This is a genomic window from uncultured Mesonia sp. (assembly GCA_947499595.1).
Classification (GTDB): Bacteria; Bacteroidota; Bacteroidia; order Flavobacteriales; family Flavobacteriaceae; genus Mesonia; species Mesonia sediminis.
Window position 1 is genome coordinate 190,841 of sequence record CANMOY010000005.1, and the last position, 20,893, is coordinate 211,733.

Below are 20,893 nucleotides of genomic sequence, written 5' to 3' on the forward strand. Positions count from 1 at the left end.
CTAATTTAAATTCTTCGGCTATCTTTGCCAAAAAACGAAAGAATGTCTACGCTACGAAAATTAATGAAGGAAAAAGGTTACACCCGCATTAAATTAAAAACCACTGTCACCAATCATTTAGAGTTAAAAGCCAAGATAAATAAAGTAGAAGGTAATTTTATTTTAGATACTGGTGCTTCTAGTTCTTGTGTTGGACTAGACACCGCCGAATATTTTAATTTGTTTGCCGAAGACAGCGATGTAAAAGCTGCTGGAGCAGGAGCTACCGATATGCTAACGCAAGTTTCCTTAAAAAATGAACTAAAGATTAAGGATTGGAAAAAGAAAAAAGTAAGCTTGGTATTGTTCGATCTAAGTCATGTAAACCAAGCTTTAGAAAATCATAATGCAGAAAAAGTACACGGCATTATTGGTGCAGATATACTAAAAAAAGGAAAAGCCGTGATCGATTATAAAAACAATTGTTTGTATTTGAAGTAAATTTTTATTTAACGGTTTAAGTAATTATTTGCATTAGGGATATTTTAATGTAGCTTTATAACATCAACTAAATTAACAAATTATGAAAAAAAATTACTTACTTATTTACTTACTTACATTAGCTAGTTCAACAATGTGGGCACAAGGAGGAATTTCACAAGCTAATTACTTATATGGCAAATGGTATTTAGAAAAAATAGATATCAACAATACGATTATTTTTACGCCTGATGATTTGCAATCGACAATATTCATCTATGAAATAGTGGCTCCTTTAGACAAACTTATAATTGACTGTTGTAGTGGTGCTTCTACAGAAATCATCCATGATGATTTATCAAATTCTTTTGTAATAGATCAAAGTTTGTTTTTTAGTGAATTCTGCTTCAATATAAATATGGGAAATTTTGAACAATTATATTTTAGTGATTTTTTTGAGATTCAGAATCATACAAGTACTTATACCTATACAGTATCGCAGCAAGGTAGTCTAGATTTTTTAGTAATTACAAACACTAGTACTGGAGATCAAGCGTTTTACCAGAGTCAACAACTAGGGGTGGTGAGCAAAGAAAAAGTAGTGATTCAACTATATCCTAATCCTGTGACAAACAGCTTTGAGTTGGAAATAGATTCAGGTAAAGAAATAAACTCAATCAGTGTTTTTTCCATTAACGGAAAAGAAGTGTTAAGCTTTAAAAAGGCTCAAGCTATTTATGATATTTCGCAACTTGCTAAAGGAGTTTATTTTGTAGAAATTGAATTTGAAGGAAGAAAGAGTATTAAGAAAATTGTAAAACAATAAATTTTAGAAAATAAAAAGCCTTTGAAATTTTCAAAGGCTATTTTATAAAATTATATATGCCATTCAATTAAAGGTCTAACGCTTTTTTAACATCATTATCCGTCAATAATTCTTCAAGACTTTCTAAGGCTTCTTTAATAGCCACTAAGAAACCAACAGATTCTTGCATAGATTTTAAATATGTAGAACATTTTAAGGTTTTAGCTCAAGAAAGCGAAGTAAAAGCTGCTGGGGCTGGAGCAACAGATATGTTAACCGAAATTTCAAAAGACAATAATTTACAGATAGGCTCCTGGAGCATGAAAGAAATAGAGTTGGTTTTATTTGATTTAAGCCATGTAAATTTAGCCTTAGAGCAATATGAATCTGAACAGATTCATGGTATAATTGGTGCAGATATTCTACTAGCTACGAATGCCGTTATAGACTATGAAACACAATCGATGTTTTTAAACTTCAGTAATTTTAAGTCTGTTATAACCAAAAACTTTTAAACACAAATTCCTAGATGTTTAAATAATTTTTATGGTTTAAACAAATAATTAGTAGTTCTAAAAATTGCTAAGATGCAAGTATATGTTTAGCTTTATGGCCATATTTTAAAATTTAAACCATGAGAAAAACTTCACTCTTTTTAATGCTTAGCTTTTTATTAATCAACTTTAGTTGCAAAGAAAATTCCAAGCAAGATGAGACCATTACCAATCAAGTTGAACAAACCAAAACACAAGAGGTAGTTTATCAATTAACTCCAGACCAAACCACCCTAACCTGGACAGCCTATAAAACTACCGATAAAATGCCGGTGAACGGTACTTTTAAAACTTTGAAATTCGACAGTCGTGAAGGAAAAGACCCTAAAGAATTATTTCAAGATCTAGCTTTTAGTATTCCGGTTTCAAGCTTGTTTACCAATGATGGAACAGGTACACGTGACCCTAAAATACTAGCTTTCTTTTTTGAAAAGATGGATAACACCGAACTAATTTCAGGAAAAATAAAGTTAGAAAATGAGGAGTTGAAGGCACATGTTAAAATGAATAATAAAACCCAAGTCTTGCCTTTAAACTTTAGCATATCTGATGAAAATGTAGTAACCTTAACTGGAACAATGCATTTAGAAGATTGGGATGCCTTAGAAGCACTAGCTTCATTAAACGAAGCTTGTTTTGATTTACACAAAGGAGGAGATGGCGTGAGTAAAACTTGGGAAGATGTTGCTCTTGAAATCAAGGCAACTTTATAAAAGCTATAAAATAAAATTTTTTGCAGGCGCCCCTTTTGGGTCGCCTTTTTTTATGAGGATGTTATTAAAACCTGAAAACGATTATCTATATACCCAAAATTGAAATTTACTTACTGTTTAAGCCCCTTGACAGCGAAAAAGACATATTCTACCCTTTATCATAATATTGCTATGTAGCATTCTAAAGAAAAAAGATGCAAGTCTTGATATACAAAGTTTTTAGATATATTATTTTTTGTGTTTTATAATAAGCGTAAAAGGCTATTCGTTTTAATTCTTTTCATAAAAAAAACCTGCAAAATTGCAGGTTTTTTTTATGTATACATTATGAGATTACAACTCTAAAGCCTTTTTTACATCTCCATTCATCAGTAGCTCTACAGGATTTTCTAAAGCCTCTTTAATAGCCACCAAGAATCCAACAGATTCTTTACCATCTATAATTCTATGGTCATAAGATAGCGCTAGGTACATCATAGGTCTTATTTCTACCTTTCCATCAATAGCTACTGGACGCTCTATTATATTGTGCATTCCTAAAATACCACTTTGAGGTGGATTGATAATCGGTGTGGATAGCATACTACCAAATACACCACCATTAGATATAGTAAAGGTACCACCTGTCATTTCATCTACGGTAATCTTCCCATCACGAGCACGTAAAGCAAGACGTTTTACTTCTGCCTCTACTCCTCTAAAGCTTAAGTTTTCTGCATTTCTAATTACCGGAACCATTAAACCTTTTGGTCCAGATACAGCAATACTAATATCTTTAAAATCATAGGTAATCATTTCTTTACCATCAATCATACTGTTCACGGCAGGATACATGTCTAAAGCACGCACTACAGCTAAAGTAAAAAAGGACATAAAACCTAAGCTCACTCCGTGTTTGTCTTTAAAAGCCTCTTTATATTGTTTACGCAAATCAAAAATGGGCGACATATCTGCTTCATTAAAGGTCGTAAGCATTGCGGTTTCATTCTTAGCACCTACTAATCTTTCTGCTACTTTACGTCTAAGCATAGACATTTTAGTACGCTTTTCACCTCTACTACCTGGTCCTGGTGTACCCATAGAAGGTTTTGCTTTAACAGCATCTTCTTTGGTTATGCGTTCGTTTTTTCCAGTACCTTTAATTTCATCAGCATCAACACCTTTCTCATCCATTATTTTTCTAGCGGCTGGCGATGGGGTGCCACTGGCATAATTGTCATCTTGCTGTTGTGCCGGCGTAGAAGGCTTTGAAGGTTCCTCTGTCTTTGCTTCTGCTTTTTCGCTATCAGTTTTACTACTAGCTGCTTCTTGTCTTTCTTTTTCCTCCTCTTCTGCGCTTTTATCATCAGCGCCTGGTTTCTTGGCATCGGTATCAATTAAGCAAACCACCTCACCTACTTGCACGGCATCTCCTTCTTCCGCTTTAAGCGTAATAATACCACTTGCTTCGGCAGGTAATTCTAGGGTTGCTTTATCACTATCTACTTCTGCAATAGCTTGATCTTTTTCTACATAATCGCCGTCTGATACAAGCCATTCTGCAATTTCAACTTCTGTGATTGACTCTCCCGGTGAAGGGACTTTCATTTCTAAAGCCATAATTTCTATTATTTCGGAATCGGTTTTATTTTTTATTTATCTTGTGTTTTGTCAAATACAATATCTATCACCTTATTGTGTCTTTTCTTAAATCTTGTCGCACTACCAGCGGCTGGCGCACCATAAAATTTACGGCTTGCTACTCTAAATGATTTAGCCTCGTCAAGGTGTAGAAGCAAATGACTCCAAGCTCCCATGTTTCTCGGTTCTTCTTGAGCCCAAACTACTTCTTCGGCGTTATTATATTTGGCAATTGTTTCTTTAATTTCATTCATCGGTAGTGGGAAAAGTTGTTCTAACCTCACCAAGGCTACGTCATCTCTACCTTCTTTTTCTTTACGCTCTAATAAATCATAATAGAATTTACCCATACAAAACACTAAAGATTTTATGTTTTTAGGGTTCTCCACTTGATCATCGATAAGCGGTTTAAAGCTTCCCTCTGCTAATTCTTGTTTAGTAGACACTACTTTAGGATGCCTCAATAAACTTTTTGGTGTAAAAACAATTAAAGGTTTTCTAAAGTTAGATTTAATTTGCCTTCTAAGTAAATGGAAAAAGTTAGCTGGTGTAGTACAGTTTGCTACGTACATATTGTCTTTTGCACAAAGTTGCAAGTAACGTTCCATACGTGCAGATGAGTGCTCGGCCCCTTGACCCTCATACCCGTGAGGCAACAGCATTACAAGACCATTTTGCAGTTTCCATTTATCTTCGGCTGATGAAATATATTGATCGATCACAATTTGAGCTCCGTTGCTAAAGTCTCCAAACTGAGCTTCCCAAATGGTCAATACATTAGGATCTGCCATGGCATAACCATAATCAAAACCTAACACGGCATATTCAGACAATAAACTATTGTAAATATATAACTCACCTTGATCTTCGGTTATTTTATTATGGAGAATAATTTCTTCTTCACTTTCCTCAACTTTTAAAACAGCGTGTCTATGTGAAAAGGTACCTCTTTCAACATCCTGCCCTGTCATACGCACGTCATGGCCCTCTTCTAATAAACTACCATAAGCTAATAGCTCTGCCAATCCCCAATCTAATTGGTTTTTCTCAAAGTACATATTTTCCCTAGCCTTAATAAGTCTAGTAATCTTCTTTAAGAATTTTTTACCTTCAGGTAATTGTGTAATCCTTTTGGCAACACGATCTAATTTCTCTTGGTCATAGTTAGTGTCTACCTTCTGCATCATTTCTGTTTCAGAACCATAGCTAAGGCCTTCCCACTCCTCTTGCATTATAGGAGTAATAATGGTAGTATCTTCTTTTTTAGAACTTTCAAAATCTTGTTCTAAGAAAGCTTTGTATTCTTTTTCAAGCTCTTCAGCGTAAGCTTGATCTATAACGCCTTGGCTGAGCAGTTGTTCTTTATAAATCTCTTTAGGATTTTTATGCTTAGCAATGGCTTTATAAAGTTTAGGTTGTGTAAAACGCGGCTCATCTCCTTCGTTATGTCCGTATTTTCTATAGCCTAATAAATCAATAAATACGTCTTTACCAAACTCCATTCGATAATCTAAAGCAAACAACATGGCGTGTACAACCGCTTCGGTATCATCTGCATTAACGTGTAAAACAGGCGAAAGGGTTACCTTTGCTACGTCTGTACAATAAGTTGAAGATCGCGCATCGAGATAGTTTGTGGTAAACCCAATTTGGTTGTTTACTACTACGTGAATGGTTCCTTGCGTTTTATAACCGTCAAGCTGAGCCATTTGAATGGTTTCATAAACCACTCCTTGTCCAGCAATTGCAGCATCACCATGAACTACTATAGGTAAGACTGCTTTTGGTGTATCTAAATAATGTCTGTCTTGCTTAGATCGGGTAATTCCCTCTACCACAGGTCCTACTGTCTCTAGGTGTGATGGATTTGGTGCAATGTTTAAAGTAATACCTTTACCGCTATCGGTTTTACGGCAGGATGTCCATCCCAAATGGTATTTTACATCGCCATCAAAAAATTCTTGTTCGTAATCTTTTCCTTCAAACTCGCTAAAAATATCTTTGGGTGCTTTACCAAATATATTGGTAAGCGTATTTAGGCGACCTCTATGAGCCATACCCATAACAAATTCTTTAACCCCTTTTTCTGCTGCTTTTTCTATTAAAGCATCTAAACCTGGAATTAAACTCTCGCCACCTTCAAGCGAAAAGCGTTTTTGACCTACAAATTTTGTATGCAAAAACGACTCAAAACCTACGGCTTGGGTAAGTTTATTTAAAATTTGTTTCTTTTGTTTTGGTGTAAATTGCGGTTTGTTTTCGTTAACGTTGAGCCAGTTTTGAATCCATTTAATTTCCTCTGGCTTGCGCATATGCATATATTCTACTCCTATTGAAGCACAATATACTTTTTGCAAATGATCTATTATATTTTTTAAAGTGGTCTTGCCCAGGTCTAAAATTTCTCCCGCAGAGAAAGTCATTTCTAGATCGGCTTGACTCAGCCCGAAATTATCGATATCTAAAGTAGGTGCGTATTTTCTGCGCTCCCTTACCGGATTTGTTTTTGTAAATAAATGCCCGCGCGTTCGGTAAGCATCAATTAATTGAACTACCTTAAACTCTTTCTTAAGCTCTTCAGGAAGCTCAACTGGTGCTACTGAGGGACTGGCATTATTGGATTGTACCACTTGTGAATTAGGAACAGGCCGAAGCTCTTGCTCTTCTTGAGACTCTTTTACTCCAAAGTCAAAACCTTGAAAAAAAGCCCGCCAACTGGGTTCTACGCTATCGGGATGTTGCAGGTATTGATCGTATAGCTCTGCAAAGTATGCGGTATGTGCCGCATTTAGAAATGAAAATTGGTCCATGTTTGGATGCTAATCTTATGTTTTTATAAACATTTCAAAAATACAACATTTCATATACATGACCAGTTTATAAACATAAATTTATGTTATAGTCCTATTTAAACTGCAAAGTAGAACTTTTGCATAATCAAACTTAAACATTACGGGTCATTAAATCTTTAGCGAAAGTTGTAAACCTTTGCTTTTTTTCTGGTTTCATTTCTAAGTCTTCCAGGTGTTTTAATGCAGTACTGGTGTATTTTTCTATTTCTTGTTTGGCTAACCCAGCTGCCCCACTTTTTACAAACAACCCTCTTACGGTTTCTATTTTCTGTGCAGGATTTAAAGGACTTATTGAATACAAATGCTTTAGTTGTTCACTTTCGTCTTGGTCGAGTAGTTCGAGAGATTTTAGATACAAGAAAGTTTTCTTATTCTCTATAATATCTCCCCCTATTTGTTTACCAAAGGTTTCTGGGTTGCCGAAGACGTCAAGATAATCATCTTGCAATTGAAAGGCTAGACCTAGATTGCAGCCGAAATCATAAATAAGTTGTTCATCTTTTTTACTTGCATTAGCAATTATAGCCCCCATTTGAAGTGCTGCCCCCACCAATACAGCGGTTTTGTATTTAATCATTTGTAGGTATTCAGGAATACTCACCGTATCACTCTCTTCGTAATCGACGTCATATTGCTGACCCTCACAAACCTCAATAGCCGTTTTTGTAAACAATTGAGCTAACTGCTTGAAGGTATCACTATTGTAATTTTCGAATAATTGATACGCATTGATTAACATGGCATCACCAGAAAGGATTCCTGTATTAATATCCCACTTTTCATGAACAGTATCCTTACCTCTGCGCAAAGGAGCATCGTCCATAATATCATCGTGCACTAACGAAAAGTTATGAAATATTTCTATAGCCAATGCGGCATCTAAGGCTTTTTCAACATCGCCTTCAAAAGCATCTGTTGCCAGAAGCGTTAAAATAGGTCGAAGTCGTTTACCACCTAAGTTTAAAATGTATAAAATTGGTTCATATAAATTCTTAGGTTCCTTTAGGTCCACCTTCTCATTCATATATTTTAAAAAGTGTTCTCTATACTTCTCAACTTCTACCATGATATAATATCTAAAATATGGGCTAAAATATTAATTTTTACAGAAACATCAGCAGTTTTATCGCTTAACTAAAGTTTAACAGAAAAAACAAAGAAACTACAATAGTATAAAAAGTTTCTTTGCTTAATTTTGCATTGTGAAAGACAAGATTCTAAAGACGGCTACCGATTTATTTTTAAGCTTTGGTTTTAAAAATGTAACCATGGATGAAATTGCCCAGAATTTAGCCATATCTAAGAAAACCATCTACACCTATTATACCAACAAAAACGAACTTGTAAATTCCTGCTCCCATTATTTATTTTGCCAAATTAGTACGGGGATAAACGCTATTCTTGATCAGAATTTAAATGCTATAGATGAAATGATTGCCATTCATCAATTTATCATCAATTCTTTACGGGAAGAAAAAACTTCGGTTCAATACCAACTCAATCGCTATTACCCCAGCGTCTATAAATCTTTAAAAGAAAAAAAGAGTAAAAAGATGTTGCTTGTAATACAAAATAATCTTGAAAAAGGAAAGGAGTCAGGTTGCTATCGTGAAGATTTAAATCCAAAAATGGTAGCAGAATTTTATCGCACCTTGATTGAAGGAATTCGTAACAACAAAAATCTTTTAACAGACAACTTAAGCATTAACACTATTATATATAATTTTCTTGATTATCACCTGAGAGCAATAGTAAGTCCGCTTGGGTTAAAACACTTAAAATCTCTTAAAACTTCAAATTCATGAAACAAATAGTCACATTTTGCCTAGTTTTTTGCACTTGCATTGCTCAAGCACAAGAGTTGGCAAAATCGTACACTTTCACCTTAGAAGAAGCTATTCAATTTGCGTTAGATAGTAGCTACACAGCAATAAATGCAAAGCGAGATATTACAAAAGCTATGAAACGAAAGTGGGAAACTACCGCCGATGGTTTACCTCAAATTAATGCAGATATTGCTTACCAAAACAATTTAAAACAACCTGTAAATTTACTTCCTGCAGAACTTGCGGGTGGGCAACCGGGTACATTTATCCCAGTAGTGTTTGGGACCAAACAGAATATGAATGCCACCGCTACCGCTTCACAAATAATTTTTGACGGTTCTTATATTGTAGCGGTACGGGCAGCAAAAACCTATCTAAAATACACCAATACCAACGCAAGAAAAACCGCTTTAGAAATTAGGCAAGACGTGATTGATTCTTACGGGAATGTACTATTGGCCAAAGAAAGCGTTGAGATTCTTAAAAGTAATTTAGCTACTCTAGAAAAGAATTATAGAGAAACAAAAGCTATATATGAAAATGGTCTACAAGAAGAAGAAGCTGTAGAGCAGTTAGAGATTACTTATTCACAAGTGAATAACCAGTTGAATAATGCAAAACGGTTGGTAGACGTCACAAAAGATGTGCTTAATCTAACTTTAGGTATTCCTTTAGAACATCAGGTAAATTTAGCTGAAGACTTAAACGATCTCACCGAAGAAAATATAAGTCTAGGCTTGATGAATGAAAATTTAAATCTAGAAAATACAATAGAATACCAATTAGCGCAAAATTTAATCGAGCAACGCACCCACGAATATAATCTAGAAAAAGCCAAAGCTTTACCACGATTAACCACTTTTTTAAACTATGGTACAGCTGCTTTTAGTCAAGAATTTAGTTTTTTAGACAGCGACCAAAATTGGTTTCAATCTTCTATGTGGGGCGTAAATCTTTCTATTCCTATATTCAGTTCATTAAAGCGTAGTGCTAAATCTGCTCAAGCCAGAATTGCATTAGAGCAAGCCGAAACGCAATTTACACAAGCTCAAGAGCAAATTCGGCTAGCGGTGGAGAAAGCTCGTAATGACTACCAATTTGCTATTGAAAATTACCAAACCGCTAAGCGTAATCTAAATTTAGCAGAACGCATTGAAAAGAAAAATCAAATAAAGTTTCAAGAAGGATTAGCTTCTAGTTTTGAATTAAGACAAGCTCAAACCCAATTATACACCACCCAACAAGAATTTTTAGAATCTATGGTGAATGTCTTGAATGCAAAGGCGGCATTAGAAACCTTATTAAATACACCCAATATAACTCTAAGTAACAACTAGTATGAAAAAATCAATTAGCTTATTAATTATATTCATTAGTCTTTGGAGCTGTTCAAATAAACAGGCCAATATTGAAGAAGTGTTAGAAAGTAATGATATGGAGCGCTTACGCGAAATGAAATCACAACTTTCACAACAACAGATGCAAATCAAAGATGATTTAACCAAAATAAATCAAAAGTTACAGAAGTTAGATACCACAGACCAAAGTAGCTTAGTCACTACACTTCAATTAAATGACACCTTATTCAAGCATTATCTAGAAATTCAAGGAGATGTTGACACCGATAAAAATATCGTAATATATCCAGAATATAGTGGAATTCTAAAAACCATATCCGTAAAGGAAGGTGATGAAGTTCGTGCAGGTCAAATTTTAGCGCGTATAGATGATGGCGGCTTGAGTAGTCAACTTGCTCAAATAGAGACCCAATTATCATTGGCAAAAACCACTTTTGAACGTCAAGAACGTCTATGGAAACAAAAGATAGGTAGCGAAATACAATTTTTAGAGGCTAAATCAAATTTTGAGTCCGTTCAAAATTCAGCCAAGCAATTACGTGCTCAATTAGCCAAAACGATTGTACGGGCACCATTTTCGGGCACCATAGACCAGGTTATTGCCGACGAAGGTCAAGTGGTGAATCCAGGCCAAAACGCTCTTTTTAGACTGGTTAATCTAGATGAAATGTATATTACCGCAGAGGTTCCCGAAAGTTATTTAGGTAAAATTAATAAAGGCACAGAGGTACAAATTCAATTTGCTGCTTTAGACAAATCTATAGCTGGCAGCATAAATCAAGTAGCCAATTATATTAATCCTAATAACCGTAGTTTTGAAGTTAAGATAAATTTACCAGCAAAAACTCAAGGCATAAAACCTAACCAGATTGCTACTTTAAAAATAAACGATTATACTGCTCAAAATGCGATTGTCATTCCGGAAAGCATTTTACAGGAAAACGCTGCTGGAGAACATATAGCCTATGTTTTCAAACCTACAGAAAAAAATAAAGGCATAGCACACAAACGCAAAGTAAAAACGGGCTTAACTTACGACAATAAAATCGAAATTAAAGCAGGATTGAAAGCCGGAGAAATAATAATTATTGAAGGGGCTCGAAGCATGCGCGATCAACAAAAAGTGAAAACCAAAGCATAATGGCAAATAAAAATACCTATAAAGATTTTTCTATATCTACTTGGGCGATAGAAAACAGCATGACTGTTTTTGTTATCATTAGTATCGTTTTGTTAGGAGGCCTTTTAAGTTACTACAGTATGCCCCGAGAGGCTTTCCCAGAGGTAGTAGAAACCAAGATTTATGTTAGTTCTATTAATCCGGGTAACGCTGCAGAGGATGTAGAAAAATTTATTACCGAACCTCTTGAGGAAGAATTTAACAATATAGCAGGGGTTAAAGAAATAAGTTCAAGCACCTTACAAGATTACTCAATGGTAATCGTAGAATTTGAAGAAGACGTGTCGGTTTCAGATGCTAAAGTAAAAGTAAAAGATAAAGTTGATCTGGTAAAAGCTGAAACTACTTGGCCAACGCTAGACAATGGCGCCAAAGTAGAGCCTAACGTTTTCGATTTAAATATCTCTGAGGAGATGCCTATCTTAAATGTAAATTTAACGGGAAACCTCACAGTACCTCAACTTAAAGATTACGCCGAGTATCTGCAAGATAAGATTGAAATTTTACCACAAATTAAAGAAGCAACCATACGAGGTGCCGAAGAAAAAGAAGTAGAAATTGCGGTAGACCTTTATAAAATGACCGCTTCTAAGGTGAGTTTTGATGATATTATAAACGCTGTAAATTTTGAAAATAAAACTATCTCGGGAGGTAATGTAACCACAAATGGAGTCGAAAAAAATATTCGGGTTGTTGGGGAGTTTGAGAACCCAAAAGAAATTGAAGATGTAATCATAAAACGTGAAGGGGGTCTTGTTTACTTACGAGACGTAGCAAAAGTTAATTTTTCTGAGAAAGATGCTAGCACCTTTGCCCGAGAATATGGGCAGCCTGTGGTAATGCTTGACATTAAAAAAAGAGCAGGTAAAAATATGATTGAAGCGGTAGAAAGCATCAAAGATATCATTAAAAATGAACAAGAAAACTACCTGCCAGAGCAACTACACATTAGCTTAACCAACGACCAATCTATAAAAACCGAAAACCAAGTTGATGACTTGGTAAACAACATTATTTTTGGAGTTATTTTAGTGGTTGGGGTTCTTATGTTTTTCTTAGGATTTAGAAATGCATTATTTGTAGGAATCGCCATACCGCTCTCTATGTTCTTGTCGTTTATCATCCTGTCTAGCATGGGATATACCTTAAACACCATGGTACTCTTTGCTTTGGTAATGGGTCTGGGGATGTTGGTAGACAATGGCATTGTAGTTGTTGAAAATGTTTATACCCTTATGAGCGAAGGCACGCCACGAATTAAAGCAGCAAAACAAGGCTTAGGAGAAATTGCTTGGCCAATCATAGCTAGTACAGCTACCACCCTAGCAGCTTTCTTCCCACTTGGGCTCTGGCCAGGAACCATTGGTAAATTTATGGTTATATTTCCCATTACCTTGTCGGTAGTGTTGGGGTCTTCGCTTTTCGTAGCCTTGATCATCAATTCTATGCTTACCTCTAAGTATATGCTGGTTCAAGAAAAACAAGTCAGTCGCAAACGAATAATCTTTATAACCGCTATTTTTGCTATATTCGGATTAATCCTTCTGATTTTAGGCTTTGTAGCCGATTCTGGATTACTGCGTGGCTTAGGAAACCTAGCTATTCTAATTTCTATTTTAATATGGGTGTACCGCCTATTCTTAGTAAAAGCAGTTGATTATTTTCAATATAAATCACTAAAAAAATTAGAGAATTTCTATGAGAATACTCTAAAGTTCGCTTTACGCGGAAAACGGGCTTATCTGTTTTTCTTTGGAACTTTAGGTCTTTTGATTTCCAGTTTTGCTTTACTTAAAGTGGTTCAACCCAAAGTTTTGTTTTTTCCTGAAAATGAACCTAACCAGATAATCACTTATATCGAATACCCCGAAGGTACGGCTATAGAAAAAACCAATGAACTCACAAAGCAAATAGAAGAGCGTATTTTTAATAGTATAAAAAAATACGAAGATGCAGACGGTTACAACTATATGGTCGAATCTGGAATTTCTCAAGTGGGTCAAGGAGCTGGAAACCCACAAACCGATGGAGGCCAACAAAATGAAATGCCTCATAAAGCAAAAATCACTCTCTCCATGCGTGAGTTTAACCTTCGTAGAGGAGTAAAAAGTAGTACGGTTTTATCTGAAGTACGTGAGGCGGTCAAAGGTTTTCCCGGTGTTTCTATCATCGTTGAAAAAGACCAAACAGGACCTCCTACGGGTTACCCCATAAATATAGAACTTACAGGGGAAGATTATAACGAACTTCTTCACGAAGCCGAACAAATGCGTGCTTATATCAATGATTTAAAGCTTGATGGTATAGAGGAGCTTAAAATTGATGTTAACAAAGCTAAACCAGAACTCAATGTAAGTGTTGATCGGAAAAAAGCGGGAAGACTTGGAGTAAGTACTGCTCAGATAGGTCAAACGCTTAGAAGAGCCATTTATGGCGAAGAGATTTCTACTTATAAAGAAGGTGACGATGATTACGAAATCAATATAAGATTTGACGAAAGTAAACGATTTGATGAAAGTGCATTGTTCAATCAGCCCATTACTTTTAAAAACCAAAATACGGGTGAAATTATGCAAATTCCTATCTCAACACTCGTAAACAAAAGAGAATCGGCTGCCTTTAGTGCAATTAAAAGAAAAGATTTAAAAAGGGTGGTTACCGTGTACTCAAACGTTCTTACGGGATATAATCCTACCGAAATCGTTAACAAATTAAAATCAGAGCTAAAAAGCTACGAGCTTCCTAAAGATGTTAATTTTAAATTTACTGGAGAGCAAGAAGAACAAGAAAAAAATATGAGCTTCTTAGTGAAAGCACTGCTAATTGCACTTGGAGGGATCCTATTGATTTTAGTGGCCCAATTTAATTCTATCTCTAAACCCATAATTATTTTAATGGCAGTAATTTTAAGCCTTGTAGGGGTTTTATATGGTTTAATAGTCTTTCAGATGGATTTTATCATAATTATGACCATGATGGGTATAATTTCTTTGGCCGGAATTGTGGTAAATAATGCTATTGTTCTTATCGATTATACCCAAATTCTAATTGATCGTAAAAAAGAACAATTGAATATAGACTCAGAACAACTACTTAGTAAAAAACAGTATTTTGAAGTTATTGTTGCAGGAGGAAAATCAAGATTGAGACCTGTTTTGTTAACTGCAATTACCACGGTATTAGGTTTAATTCCGCTCGCAGTTGGTTTAAATATAGATTTCTTTAGTTTATTTACAGACTATGACCCACGTGTGTATATTGGTGGAGACAATGTTATTTTTTGGGGACCCTTGGCCTGGACAGTGATATTCGGGCTCATATTTGCCACCTTCTTAACTTTAATTATTGTGCCTATTATGTTCTACCTTAGTAACCGTGCCAAAATAAGATTTAAGAAAAAAGCAGTGGCTTAAAATTTATCTTGAAAAATAAAAAAGGAAATCATTTTATAGATTTCCTTTTTTTGTCCTTAAAAAAAGCTTGTTTTATTCTTGAGGATTAAGTTTATAAGTAAATCCTACTCCTAACACCTCTCTAATTTGAAATCCGCTTATAGCGTTATCATCATATATTGCTTGAAAAATAAAGCTGGTAGTTAAATAATCATTGATTTTCATATTTAGCGTTGCAGTATAATCTAAATCAACGTTTTGAGGATCTTCTAAATAATTGGTATATAAGCTTAATATATTATCTAAACTTACATTTTTAACCAACTCAAAACTAGCAAATGCATTTAAAGAAGCTCCAAATTCAAATCGAGTAGACTCTCCCTGGTCTACACCAAAATAGTCACCATCTGTGTAACCTGCTACGCTGGTAAAAGCATCATCTACAAATATCAATCTTGCTGTTGCAGGAGCGATGTTCACTTTTATTTTGTCGCTTTTCTTCCATAACATACCTGGACCTGCTTGTAAATAACCTGGCGATAAAAAGTGAGTTGTTTCTGTTCGTACAGTTTCTACCCCAATTACATCATTGGTGATAGGCTCAATCACATCGGCTTCGCTATACTCATAGCCTTTTGCAAATTGGGTTCTAAAATTTAAAAAGAAGGAGTAATACCAGTTAGATTCTTGCAGTTGTTTACCCAATATCGAATTGATTTCAAGCCGATCATTTGTTTTACGCGTGAACTCTTGATCTTTGACCTTCGTTAAACCAAAATCAGCAATAAATTTATTATCCCAGGTAAGATCGCCTTTTTTATAGTTTAAATCGTAATTAAAATTAAGACTACCGGCATAGTTAGAAGTACCTCCTCCTTGCCATTCGGCATTGAAAGCAGCTTGATTAAATAGCAGTGATAATGTTCCTGTACCCAACCATCCTGATTGTTCTTGATTCTCTTCTTGGGCAAATCCCATTTGCGCAATTAGTAACAAAAGTAAAGTGATTGTAATTTTTTTCATGAATTGATTTGTTATTTTTTATCAATCACAAAAATATAACAATCTAACTCATCGCCAACAATAGTTTAGTCACTACTTTTTGCGTTTAAACATTGGCACGGCCGAACAAGCCTCACCATACATAATACTTTTAGCATAAGCTTGGAGTTTTTGAGCCAACAGCACATAAGCATTGGGTGGAATTTCACGTTTAGCGCAGCCTTTTATAATAACCGGCTTATCTTGATAAATGGAAGCATCAAAATCTCTAACTGCTTCAGTAAATAAGGTGTTTTCTAATGTAAACTCATCACCTACTACTACTTTTTTGGCGAAACCACCTAATTGAAGACTTACAAACATAAAGGCCCACCCAGGCAAAATAGCATCTGTACTACAGTATAAATAAACAAAACTCCCTTGATATTTTTGCCAATCTTGACTATTTACGGCTTTACGGAAGTCTTTCTCACGTAATACTATACCTTCTAGTAACCATTGAGCCAAATCTATACCTACTCGCGGACCAGGAAGGTAAAAATCTTCCAAATCTATGGTTACTAATGCACTATTCGCTACTCGGTTTATAATAGGCTGATCTTTCATGTCAATAATTAAAGCATACCAAGTTCAAGTTTGGCCTCTTCGCTCATCAAATCCTGGGACCACGGCGGGTCAAAAGTTATTTCTACTTCTGCATCTTTCACCAAGTCAATACTCTTAATTTTTTCTTCTACCTCTTGAGGTAAACTTTCTGCAACCGGACAATTAGGAGTGGTAAGTGTCATCAACACTTTAACTTCATAATCTTCATTCACAAAAACGTCATAAATAAGTCCTAGTTCATAAATATCAACAGGTATTTCTGGGTCATAAATGGTCTTAATTACCTTTACAACTTTCTCACCCAGTTCATTTACATCTATATCTTCTAATTTACCCATAGTTTTAATTATTTGCTTTAGCTTGATAAGCTATTGCATACATTTTTAATTGTTTTATCATGCTAACCAAACCGTTTGCTCGGGTTGGAGATAAATGCTCTTTTAAACCAATTTCATCTATAAATTGGGTGTCTGCAGCTATAATATCCTCTGGTTTTTGATGCGAAAATGAACGCACCAAAAGAGCTATAATACCTTTGGTAATTATAGCATCACTGTCGGCAGTAAATACCACTTGACCGTCTTGAAAGTCGGCATGGACCCATACTTGACTTTGACAGCCTTTAATTTTGTAATCATCGGTTTTATATTGTTCTTCGATAAGTGGCAATGATTTTCCCAGCTCAATCATATATTCATAGCGCTGCATCCAATCGTCGAACATAGAAAACTCATCTACTATTTCTTCTTGTATCTCTTTAATCGTATTCACAATCAATTCTTTTTTCCGCGCATTAATTCTTTCTTATTCTCATCTTTCAAGATCAGCTGTTCACCATCGTAGGCATAAAACCGAACTTTCGCCAGTCTTTCTAAGTACTCTCTTTCTAGATCCTGGTCTTCGCAAGCTGCTTGAGTTACTCCTGCGGGTTTTACAAATATTCCAAAATCATCTTCTAATTTAAAGCTAGTAGTATATTTATTACAAACTACATTGCCCACCAATTGCATCTCTTCAAGCATAGCAATAAGGTTTATCTTTTTTGGTGTTACATCTTTATCGTCTATGTACTCAATATCATAGGCACCACTTTCAAGCTGCTTGAGCGCATCCATCTTTTGCTTATCGGATTGCTTTTCTTGGCAGCCCACAAACAATAGCAGTACCGTCATTAAACTTAGTATTCTTTTCATGATAGCATTTCTTTAGCTTTTTTAACTGCCTGCACTAAGGCTTCTACTTCTTCAAAGGTGTTATAAAATGCGAATGAGGCTCTAACCGTACCCGGAATCTTGTAATAATCCATAATAGGTTGAGCACAATGGTGCCCTGTTCTAACGGCAATACCCAATTTATCAACGATAGTACCTATATCATACGGATGTATTCCTTCTATATTAAATGAAATTACCGAAGTTTTTTCTTTTGCCGTACCATAAATTTTAAGGCCATCAATTTCAAGTAAAGCTTGTGTTGCCTTTACTAATAAGTCATGCTCATATTGCGCTATAGCCTCAAAGCCAATTGTATTCATATAATCAATGGCGGCACCAAAGGCTATACCTCCACAAATATTTGGTGTACCGGCCTCAAATTTATGAGGTAAACCAGCGTAAGTTGTTTGCTCAAAACTCACCTGGTCTATCATTTCTCCACCGCCTTGATAAGGGTGAAGTTTTTCTAACCAAGTTTTTTTACCAAATAATACCCCAACGCCCGTAGGACCGCACATTTTATGTGCAGAAACAACATAAAAATCTACGTCTAAGTCTTGAACATCGGCTTTGATATGGGGTGCAGCTTGGGCTCCATCTATTAAGACAGCGGCTCCCACCTTTTTTGCCTTTTCAATAATTTGTTTTATTGGATTAATGGTACCCAAAGCGTTTGAAATATGATTTACAAAAACCAATTTCGTATTGGCATTGACCAAATCCGCGTAAGCGTTCATATCTAATTCGCCATTAGGCAACATAGGAAGAACCCGCAATTTAGCCCCTGTTTCTTCACACATCATTTGCCACGGCACAATATTGGAATGATGCTCTAAAGCCGAAACAATAACCTCATCTCCTTTTTTCAATCGTTTTGAAAAACCGTGCGCCACCAAATTGATTCCCTCGGTGGTTCCCGAAGTAAATATTATTTCTTCTCGATGTTTTGCATTAAAATGAACTCTAATTTTTTCCCGAGCAGCTTCATACGCATCTGTGGCTTCTTGAGATAGCGTATGCACCCCCCTGTGGATATTGGCATTGTAAAGCGAGTAGTACTCTACTATACAATCTATTACCTGTTTAGGGGTTTGCGATGTGGCTGCATTATCAAGATACACCAAAGGTTTTCCATTTACCTTTCGCTGTAGGATTGGAAAATCTAGACGAATTTTATCTATGGGGAAATTTGTCATAATTTATAAGTCAAAGCCTAAATTTACATTTAATTTATTGGCTATTAATTTATTAATCCGTTTTTTGATGGCTCCAATTTTTACACTTTCTAAGACATTGTTGGCAAATGCATAGGTTAATAAAGCACGAGCTTCTTTGGCCGGTATTCCTCTAGATTTAAGATAAAATAATGCTTCTTCATCTAATTGCCCAATGGTACAACCGTGACTACAAGCTACATCATCTGCAAAAATCTCCAATTGCGGTTTAGAGTTGATAGTGGCATCATCGTGGGCCAAAATATTGTTATTACTTTGGTAAGCGTTAATTTTCTGGGCAATCTTTTCAACCAAAACTTTACCATTAAATACGCCAACCGATTTTTCATCATATATACCTTTATAATCTTGATGACTCTCACAATTAGGTTGAGTATGGTGCACTAGGGTATTATGATCTACGTGTTGTTTACCTTCGATTAAAGTTACACCTTTAAGAATAGAGTTAGAGTGCTCTCCTTTTTGGTAAAACTCTAGGTTATTTCTAGTTAAAGCTCCTCCTAGCGAAAAGGTATGTACCGAGCAATGCGTTTCTGCCATTTGCTTGATAAAAGTGTTATCAATCAAAGAGGCATGGTGCGTATCGTTTTGAATTTTATAGAAATCAAGCATACCGCGTTTGTCCACAAAGATTTCTGTAACCGAATTGGTAAAAACAGGATTTTCGGTTAAACTCTGGTGACGCTCAATAATTTCTACCTGGGCGTTCTCCCCTACCACAATTAAATTTCGGGGTTGAATCATAAGATTGTTTTCTTTACCCGTTGAGAAGTTGATAATTTGTATGGGTTTATCTGCTACGGTATTCTTAGGAATATTAATAAAGGCTCCTTGTCTGGCGAACGCAGTATTTAGGGCGTTTAAACCGGATTTTGGTGCAATTTTATTAAAGTATTTCTCAAGCAAATCGGCATATTTATCCTTCTCCATTGCCGAAGACATCAAACAAGCATCAATCTTATCGTGTGTTGTGCTAGATAGTTGAGAAGCATACACGCCGTCAACAAACACAATGGTATACGTGTCAATCTCGTGTATAAAGTATTTTTTTACTTCTTTATAATCTAACGCATCTTCAACTTGAGCAAACAAATTATAGTCTTGCTTAAGTAATTTGTTTAAGGAGGTGTATTTCCAGGCTTCTTCTTTTTTCTTAGGAAAACCTAGTGTTTCAAAATCTTTTATTGCCTGAACCTTTACATCGTGAACCTGATCGGTAACTTGTAGATGGTCTTCATAGGCATAAAAAGAAGATATTAATTTATCTTTTAAATCCATAAATCTTAATTCATTCATTAATAATTCTTAAAAGCACTACGTTTAGGCCATTTTCATTTCTTCTTTGATCCAGTCGTAACCGTGCTCCTCTAATTTATGTGCTAACTCTTTACCTCCAGACTTTACAATTTTCCCATCCATTAAAACATGAACAAAATCAGGAACTATATAATTTAATAAGCGTTGGTAGTGGGTGATTACCATAACCGCATTATCTTTAGTTTTTAATTTATTTACACCATTTGAAACAATACGCAACGCATCGATATCTAATCCTGAGTCGGTTTCATCAAGCATAGCAAATTTGGGCTCGAGCATTGCCATTTGAAAGATTTCATTTCTTTTTTTCTCTCCTCCCGAGAAGCCTTCATTTAAAGAACGTGACAAAAATCCTCTCTTAATTTCGAGTAATTCAGATTTCTCTTTAATCTTTTTCAACATGTCTTTAGCCGGCATCTCTTCAAGACCTTGAGCTTTTCTTGTTTCGTTTATTGCCGTTTTAATAAAATTGGTCACCGAAACACCAGGGATTTCAACTGGATATTGGAAGGATAAAAACACTCCTTTTCGCGCACGCTCATCGGCCTCTAGTTCTGATATCTCTTCGTTCTCTAAAATAATCTCACCCTCTGTTTGCTCGTACTCTTCTTTACCTGCAATAACAGAAGCCAATGTACTTTTACCCGAACCGTTTGGCCCCATTATAGCATGCACTTCACCTGCTTTAATCTCTAAATTAATCCCTTTTAAAATCTCCTTGCCCTCTACGTTGGCGTGTAAATTTTTTATCTTTAACATA

Annotated in this window: 19 protein-coding genes; 8 read left to right on the top strand and 11 right to left on the bottom strand. The window is 35.4% G+C overall.

Annotated elements, in window-relative coordinates; translation table 11 throughout:
- The first annotated feature begins 42 nt into the window (after window positions 1–42).
- The 4 genes from ACH2AZ_RS08015 to ACH2AZ_RS08030 all read left to right on the top strand — a co-directional run bounded on the left by ACH2AZ_RS08015 (window position 43) and on the right by ACH2AZ_RS08030 (window position 2,531).
- A complete protein-coding gene (locus ACH2AZ_RS08015) occupies window positions 43–480 on the top strand; it encodes a retropepsin-like aspartic protease (protein ID WP_394907411.1) in 438 nt (145 codons plus the stop codon).
- A gap of 82 nt (window positions 481–562) precedes the next feature.
- Window positions 563–1,285, top strand: coding sequence for a T9SS type A sorting domain-containing protein (locus ACH2AZ_RS08020; protein ID WP_394907412.1), 723 nt, complete (start codon window positions 563–565; stop codon window positions 1,283–1,285).
- 248 nt (window positions 1,286–1,533) lie between these two features.
- Window positions 1,534–1,779, top strand: coding sequence for a hypothetical protein (locus ACH2AZ_RS08025; protein ID WP_394907413.1), 246 nt, complete (start codon window positions 1,534–1,536; stop codon window positions 1,777–1,779).
- Window positions 1,780–1,898: 119 nt separating this feature from the next.
- Window positions 1,899–2,531, top strand: coding sequence for a hypothetical protein (locus ACH2AZ_RS08030; RefSeq protein WP_394907414.1), 633 nt, complete (start codon window positions 1,899–1,901; stop codon window positions 2,529–2,531).
- Window positions 2,532–2,864: 333 nt separating this feature from the next.
- Here ACH2AZ_RS08030 and odhB read toward each other — a convergent pair whose 3' ends face one another.
- From odhB to ACH2AZ_RS08045, 3 genes are all read right to left on the bottom strand, one after another.
- Window positions 2,865–4,130, bottom strand: coding sequence for a 2-oxoglutarate dehydrogenase complex dihydrolipoyllysine-residue succinyltransferase (gene odhB / locus ACH2AZ_RS08035; RefSeq protein ID WP_394907415.1), 1,266 nt, complete (start codon window positions 4,128–4,130; stop codon window positions 2,865–2,867).
- Window positions 4,131–4,162: 32 nt separating this feature from the next.
- Window positions 4,163–6,961 carry a 2-oxoglutarate dehydrogenase E1 component gene (locus ACH2AZ_RS08040; protein WP_394907416.1) on the bottom strand — a complete coding sequence of 933 codons (2,799 nt, stop codon included), beginning with the start codon at window positions 6,959–6,961 and terminating at the stop codon, window positions 4,163–4,165.
- 133 nt (window positions 6,962–7,094) lie between these two features.
- Window positions 7,095–8,069, bottom strand: coding sequence for a polyprenyl synthetase family protein (locus tag ACH2AZ_RS08045; RefSeq protein ID WP_394907417.1), 975 nt, complete (start codon window positions 8,067–8,069; stop codon window positions 7,095–7,097).
- Window positions 8,070–8,205: 136 nt separating this feature from the next.
- Between ACH2AZ_RS08045 and ACH2AZ_RS08050 the strand changes: the two genes are divergently transcribed.
- Genes ACH2AZ_RS08050 through ACH2AZ_RS08065 form a run of 4 tightly spaced genes read left to right on the top strand, consistent with a single transcriptional unit; the run spans window position 8,206 to window position 14,780 of the window.
- Window positions 8,206–8,808: a TetR/AcrR family transcriptional regulator gene (locus ACH2AZ_RS08050; RefSeq protein ID WP_394907418.1), complete on the top strand. Its 603-nt coding sequence runs from the start codon at window positions 8,206–8,208 to the stop codon at window positions 8,806–8,808.
- The gene (locus ACH2AZ_RS08055) at window positions 8,805–10,166 is read left to right on the top strand and encodes a TolC family protein (RefSeq protein ID WP_394907419.1); all 1,362 of its coding nucleotides are present in this window, start codon (window positions 8,805–8,807) and stop codon (window positions 10,164–10,166) included. The genes ACH2AZ_RS08050 and ACH2AZ_RS08055 overlap by 4 nt, the downstream gene beginning before the upstream one ends.
- Window position 10,167: 1 nt before the next feature.
- Window positions 10,168–11,328, top strand: coding sequence for an efflux RND transporter periplasmic adaptor subunit (locus ACH2AZ_RS08060; protein ID WP_394907420.1), 1,161 nt, complete (start codon window positions 10,168–10,170; stop codon window positions 11,326–11,328).
- Complete coding sequence (locus ACH2AZ_RS08065; RefSeq protein WP_394907421.1) at window positions 11,328–14,780, top strand: efflux RND transporter permease subunit; 3,453 nt, start codon at window positions 11,328–11,330, stop codon at window positions 14,778–14,780. Before ACH2AZ_RS08060 ends, ACH2AZ_RS08065 begins: the two co-directional genes overlap by 1 nt.
- A 72-nt stretch (window positions 14,781–14,852) precedes the next feature.
- On the opposite strand, the gene ACH2AZ_RS08070 is transcribed toward ACH2AZ_RS08065, so the two are convergent.
- The 8 genes from ACH2AZ_RS08070 to sufC all read right to left on the bottom strand — a co-directional run bounded on the left by ACH2AZ_RS08070 (window position 14,853) and on the right by sufC (window position 20,892).
- Window positions 14,853–15,782, bottom strand: a complete 930-nt coding sequence (locus ACH2AZ_RS08070) for a DUF3078 domain-containing protein (RefSeq protein WP_394907422.1) — start codon at window positions 15,780–15,782, stop codon at window positions 14,853–14,855.
- A 72-nt stretch (window positions 15,783–15,854) separates the two neighbouring features.
- Complete coding sequence (locus ACH2AZ_RS08075; protein WP_394907423.1) at window positions 15,855–16,367, bottom strand: DUF2480 family protein; 513 nt, start codon at window positions 16,365–16,367, stop codon at window positions 15,855–15,857.
- Window positions 16,368–16,375: 8 nt separating this feature from the next.
- The gene (locus ACH2AZ_RS08080; RefSeq protein WP_379047681.1) at window positions 16,376–16,705 is read right to left on the bottom strand and encodes an SUF system Fe-S cluster assembly protein; all 330 of its coding nucleotides are present in this window, start codon (window positions 16,703–16,705) and stop codon (window positions 16,376–16,378) included.
- A 4-nt stretch (window positions 16,706–16,709) separates the two neighbouring features.
- The gene (locus ACH2AZ_RS08085) at window positions 16,710–17,090 is read right to left on the bottom strand and encodes a SufE family protein (RefSeq protein ID WP_379048821.1); all 381 of its coding nucleotides are present in this window, start codon (window positions 17,088–17,090) and stop codon (window positions 16,710–16,712) included.
- Between the two features lie 50 nt (window positions 17,091–17,140).
- Window positions 17,141–17,560 (bottom strand): META domain-containing protein, encoded by a 420-nt coding sequence (locus ACH2AZ_RS08090; protein WP_379047678.1) that lies wholly within the window; start codon window positions 17,558–17,560, stop codon window positions 17,141–17,143.
- Window positions 17,557–18,777 carry an aminotransferase class V-fold PLP-dependent enzyme gene (locus ACH2AZ_RS08095; RefSeq protein ID WP_394907424.1) on the bottom strand — a complete coding sequence of 407 codons (1,221 nt, stop codon included), beginning with the start codon at window positions 18,775–18,777 and terminating at the stop codon, window positions 17,557–17,559. Before ACH2AZ_RS08095 ends, ACH2AZ_RS08090 begins: the two co-directional genes overlap by 4 nt.
- Before the next feature lie 3 nt (window positions 18,778–18,780).
- Window positions 18,781–20,094: a Fe-S cluster assembly protein SufD gene (sufD, locus tag ACH2AZ_RS08100; RefSeq protein WP_394907446.1), complete on the bottom strand. Its 1,314-nt coding sequence runs from the start codon at window positions 20,092–20,094 to the stop codon at window positions 18,781–18,783.
- Window positions 20,095–20,136: 42 nt separating this feature from the next.
- Complete coding sequence (sufC, locus tag ACH2AZ_RS08105; protein ID WP_147862186.1) at window positions 20,137–20,892, bottom strand: Fe-S cluster assembly ATPase SufC; 756 nt, start codon at window positions 20,890–20,892, stop codon at window positions 20,137–20,139.
- Window position 20,893: the final 1 nt, after the last annotated feature.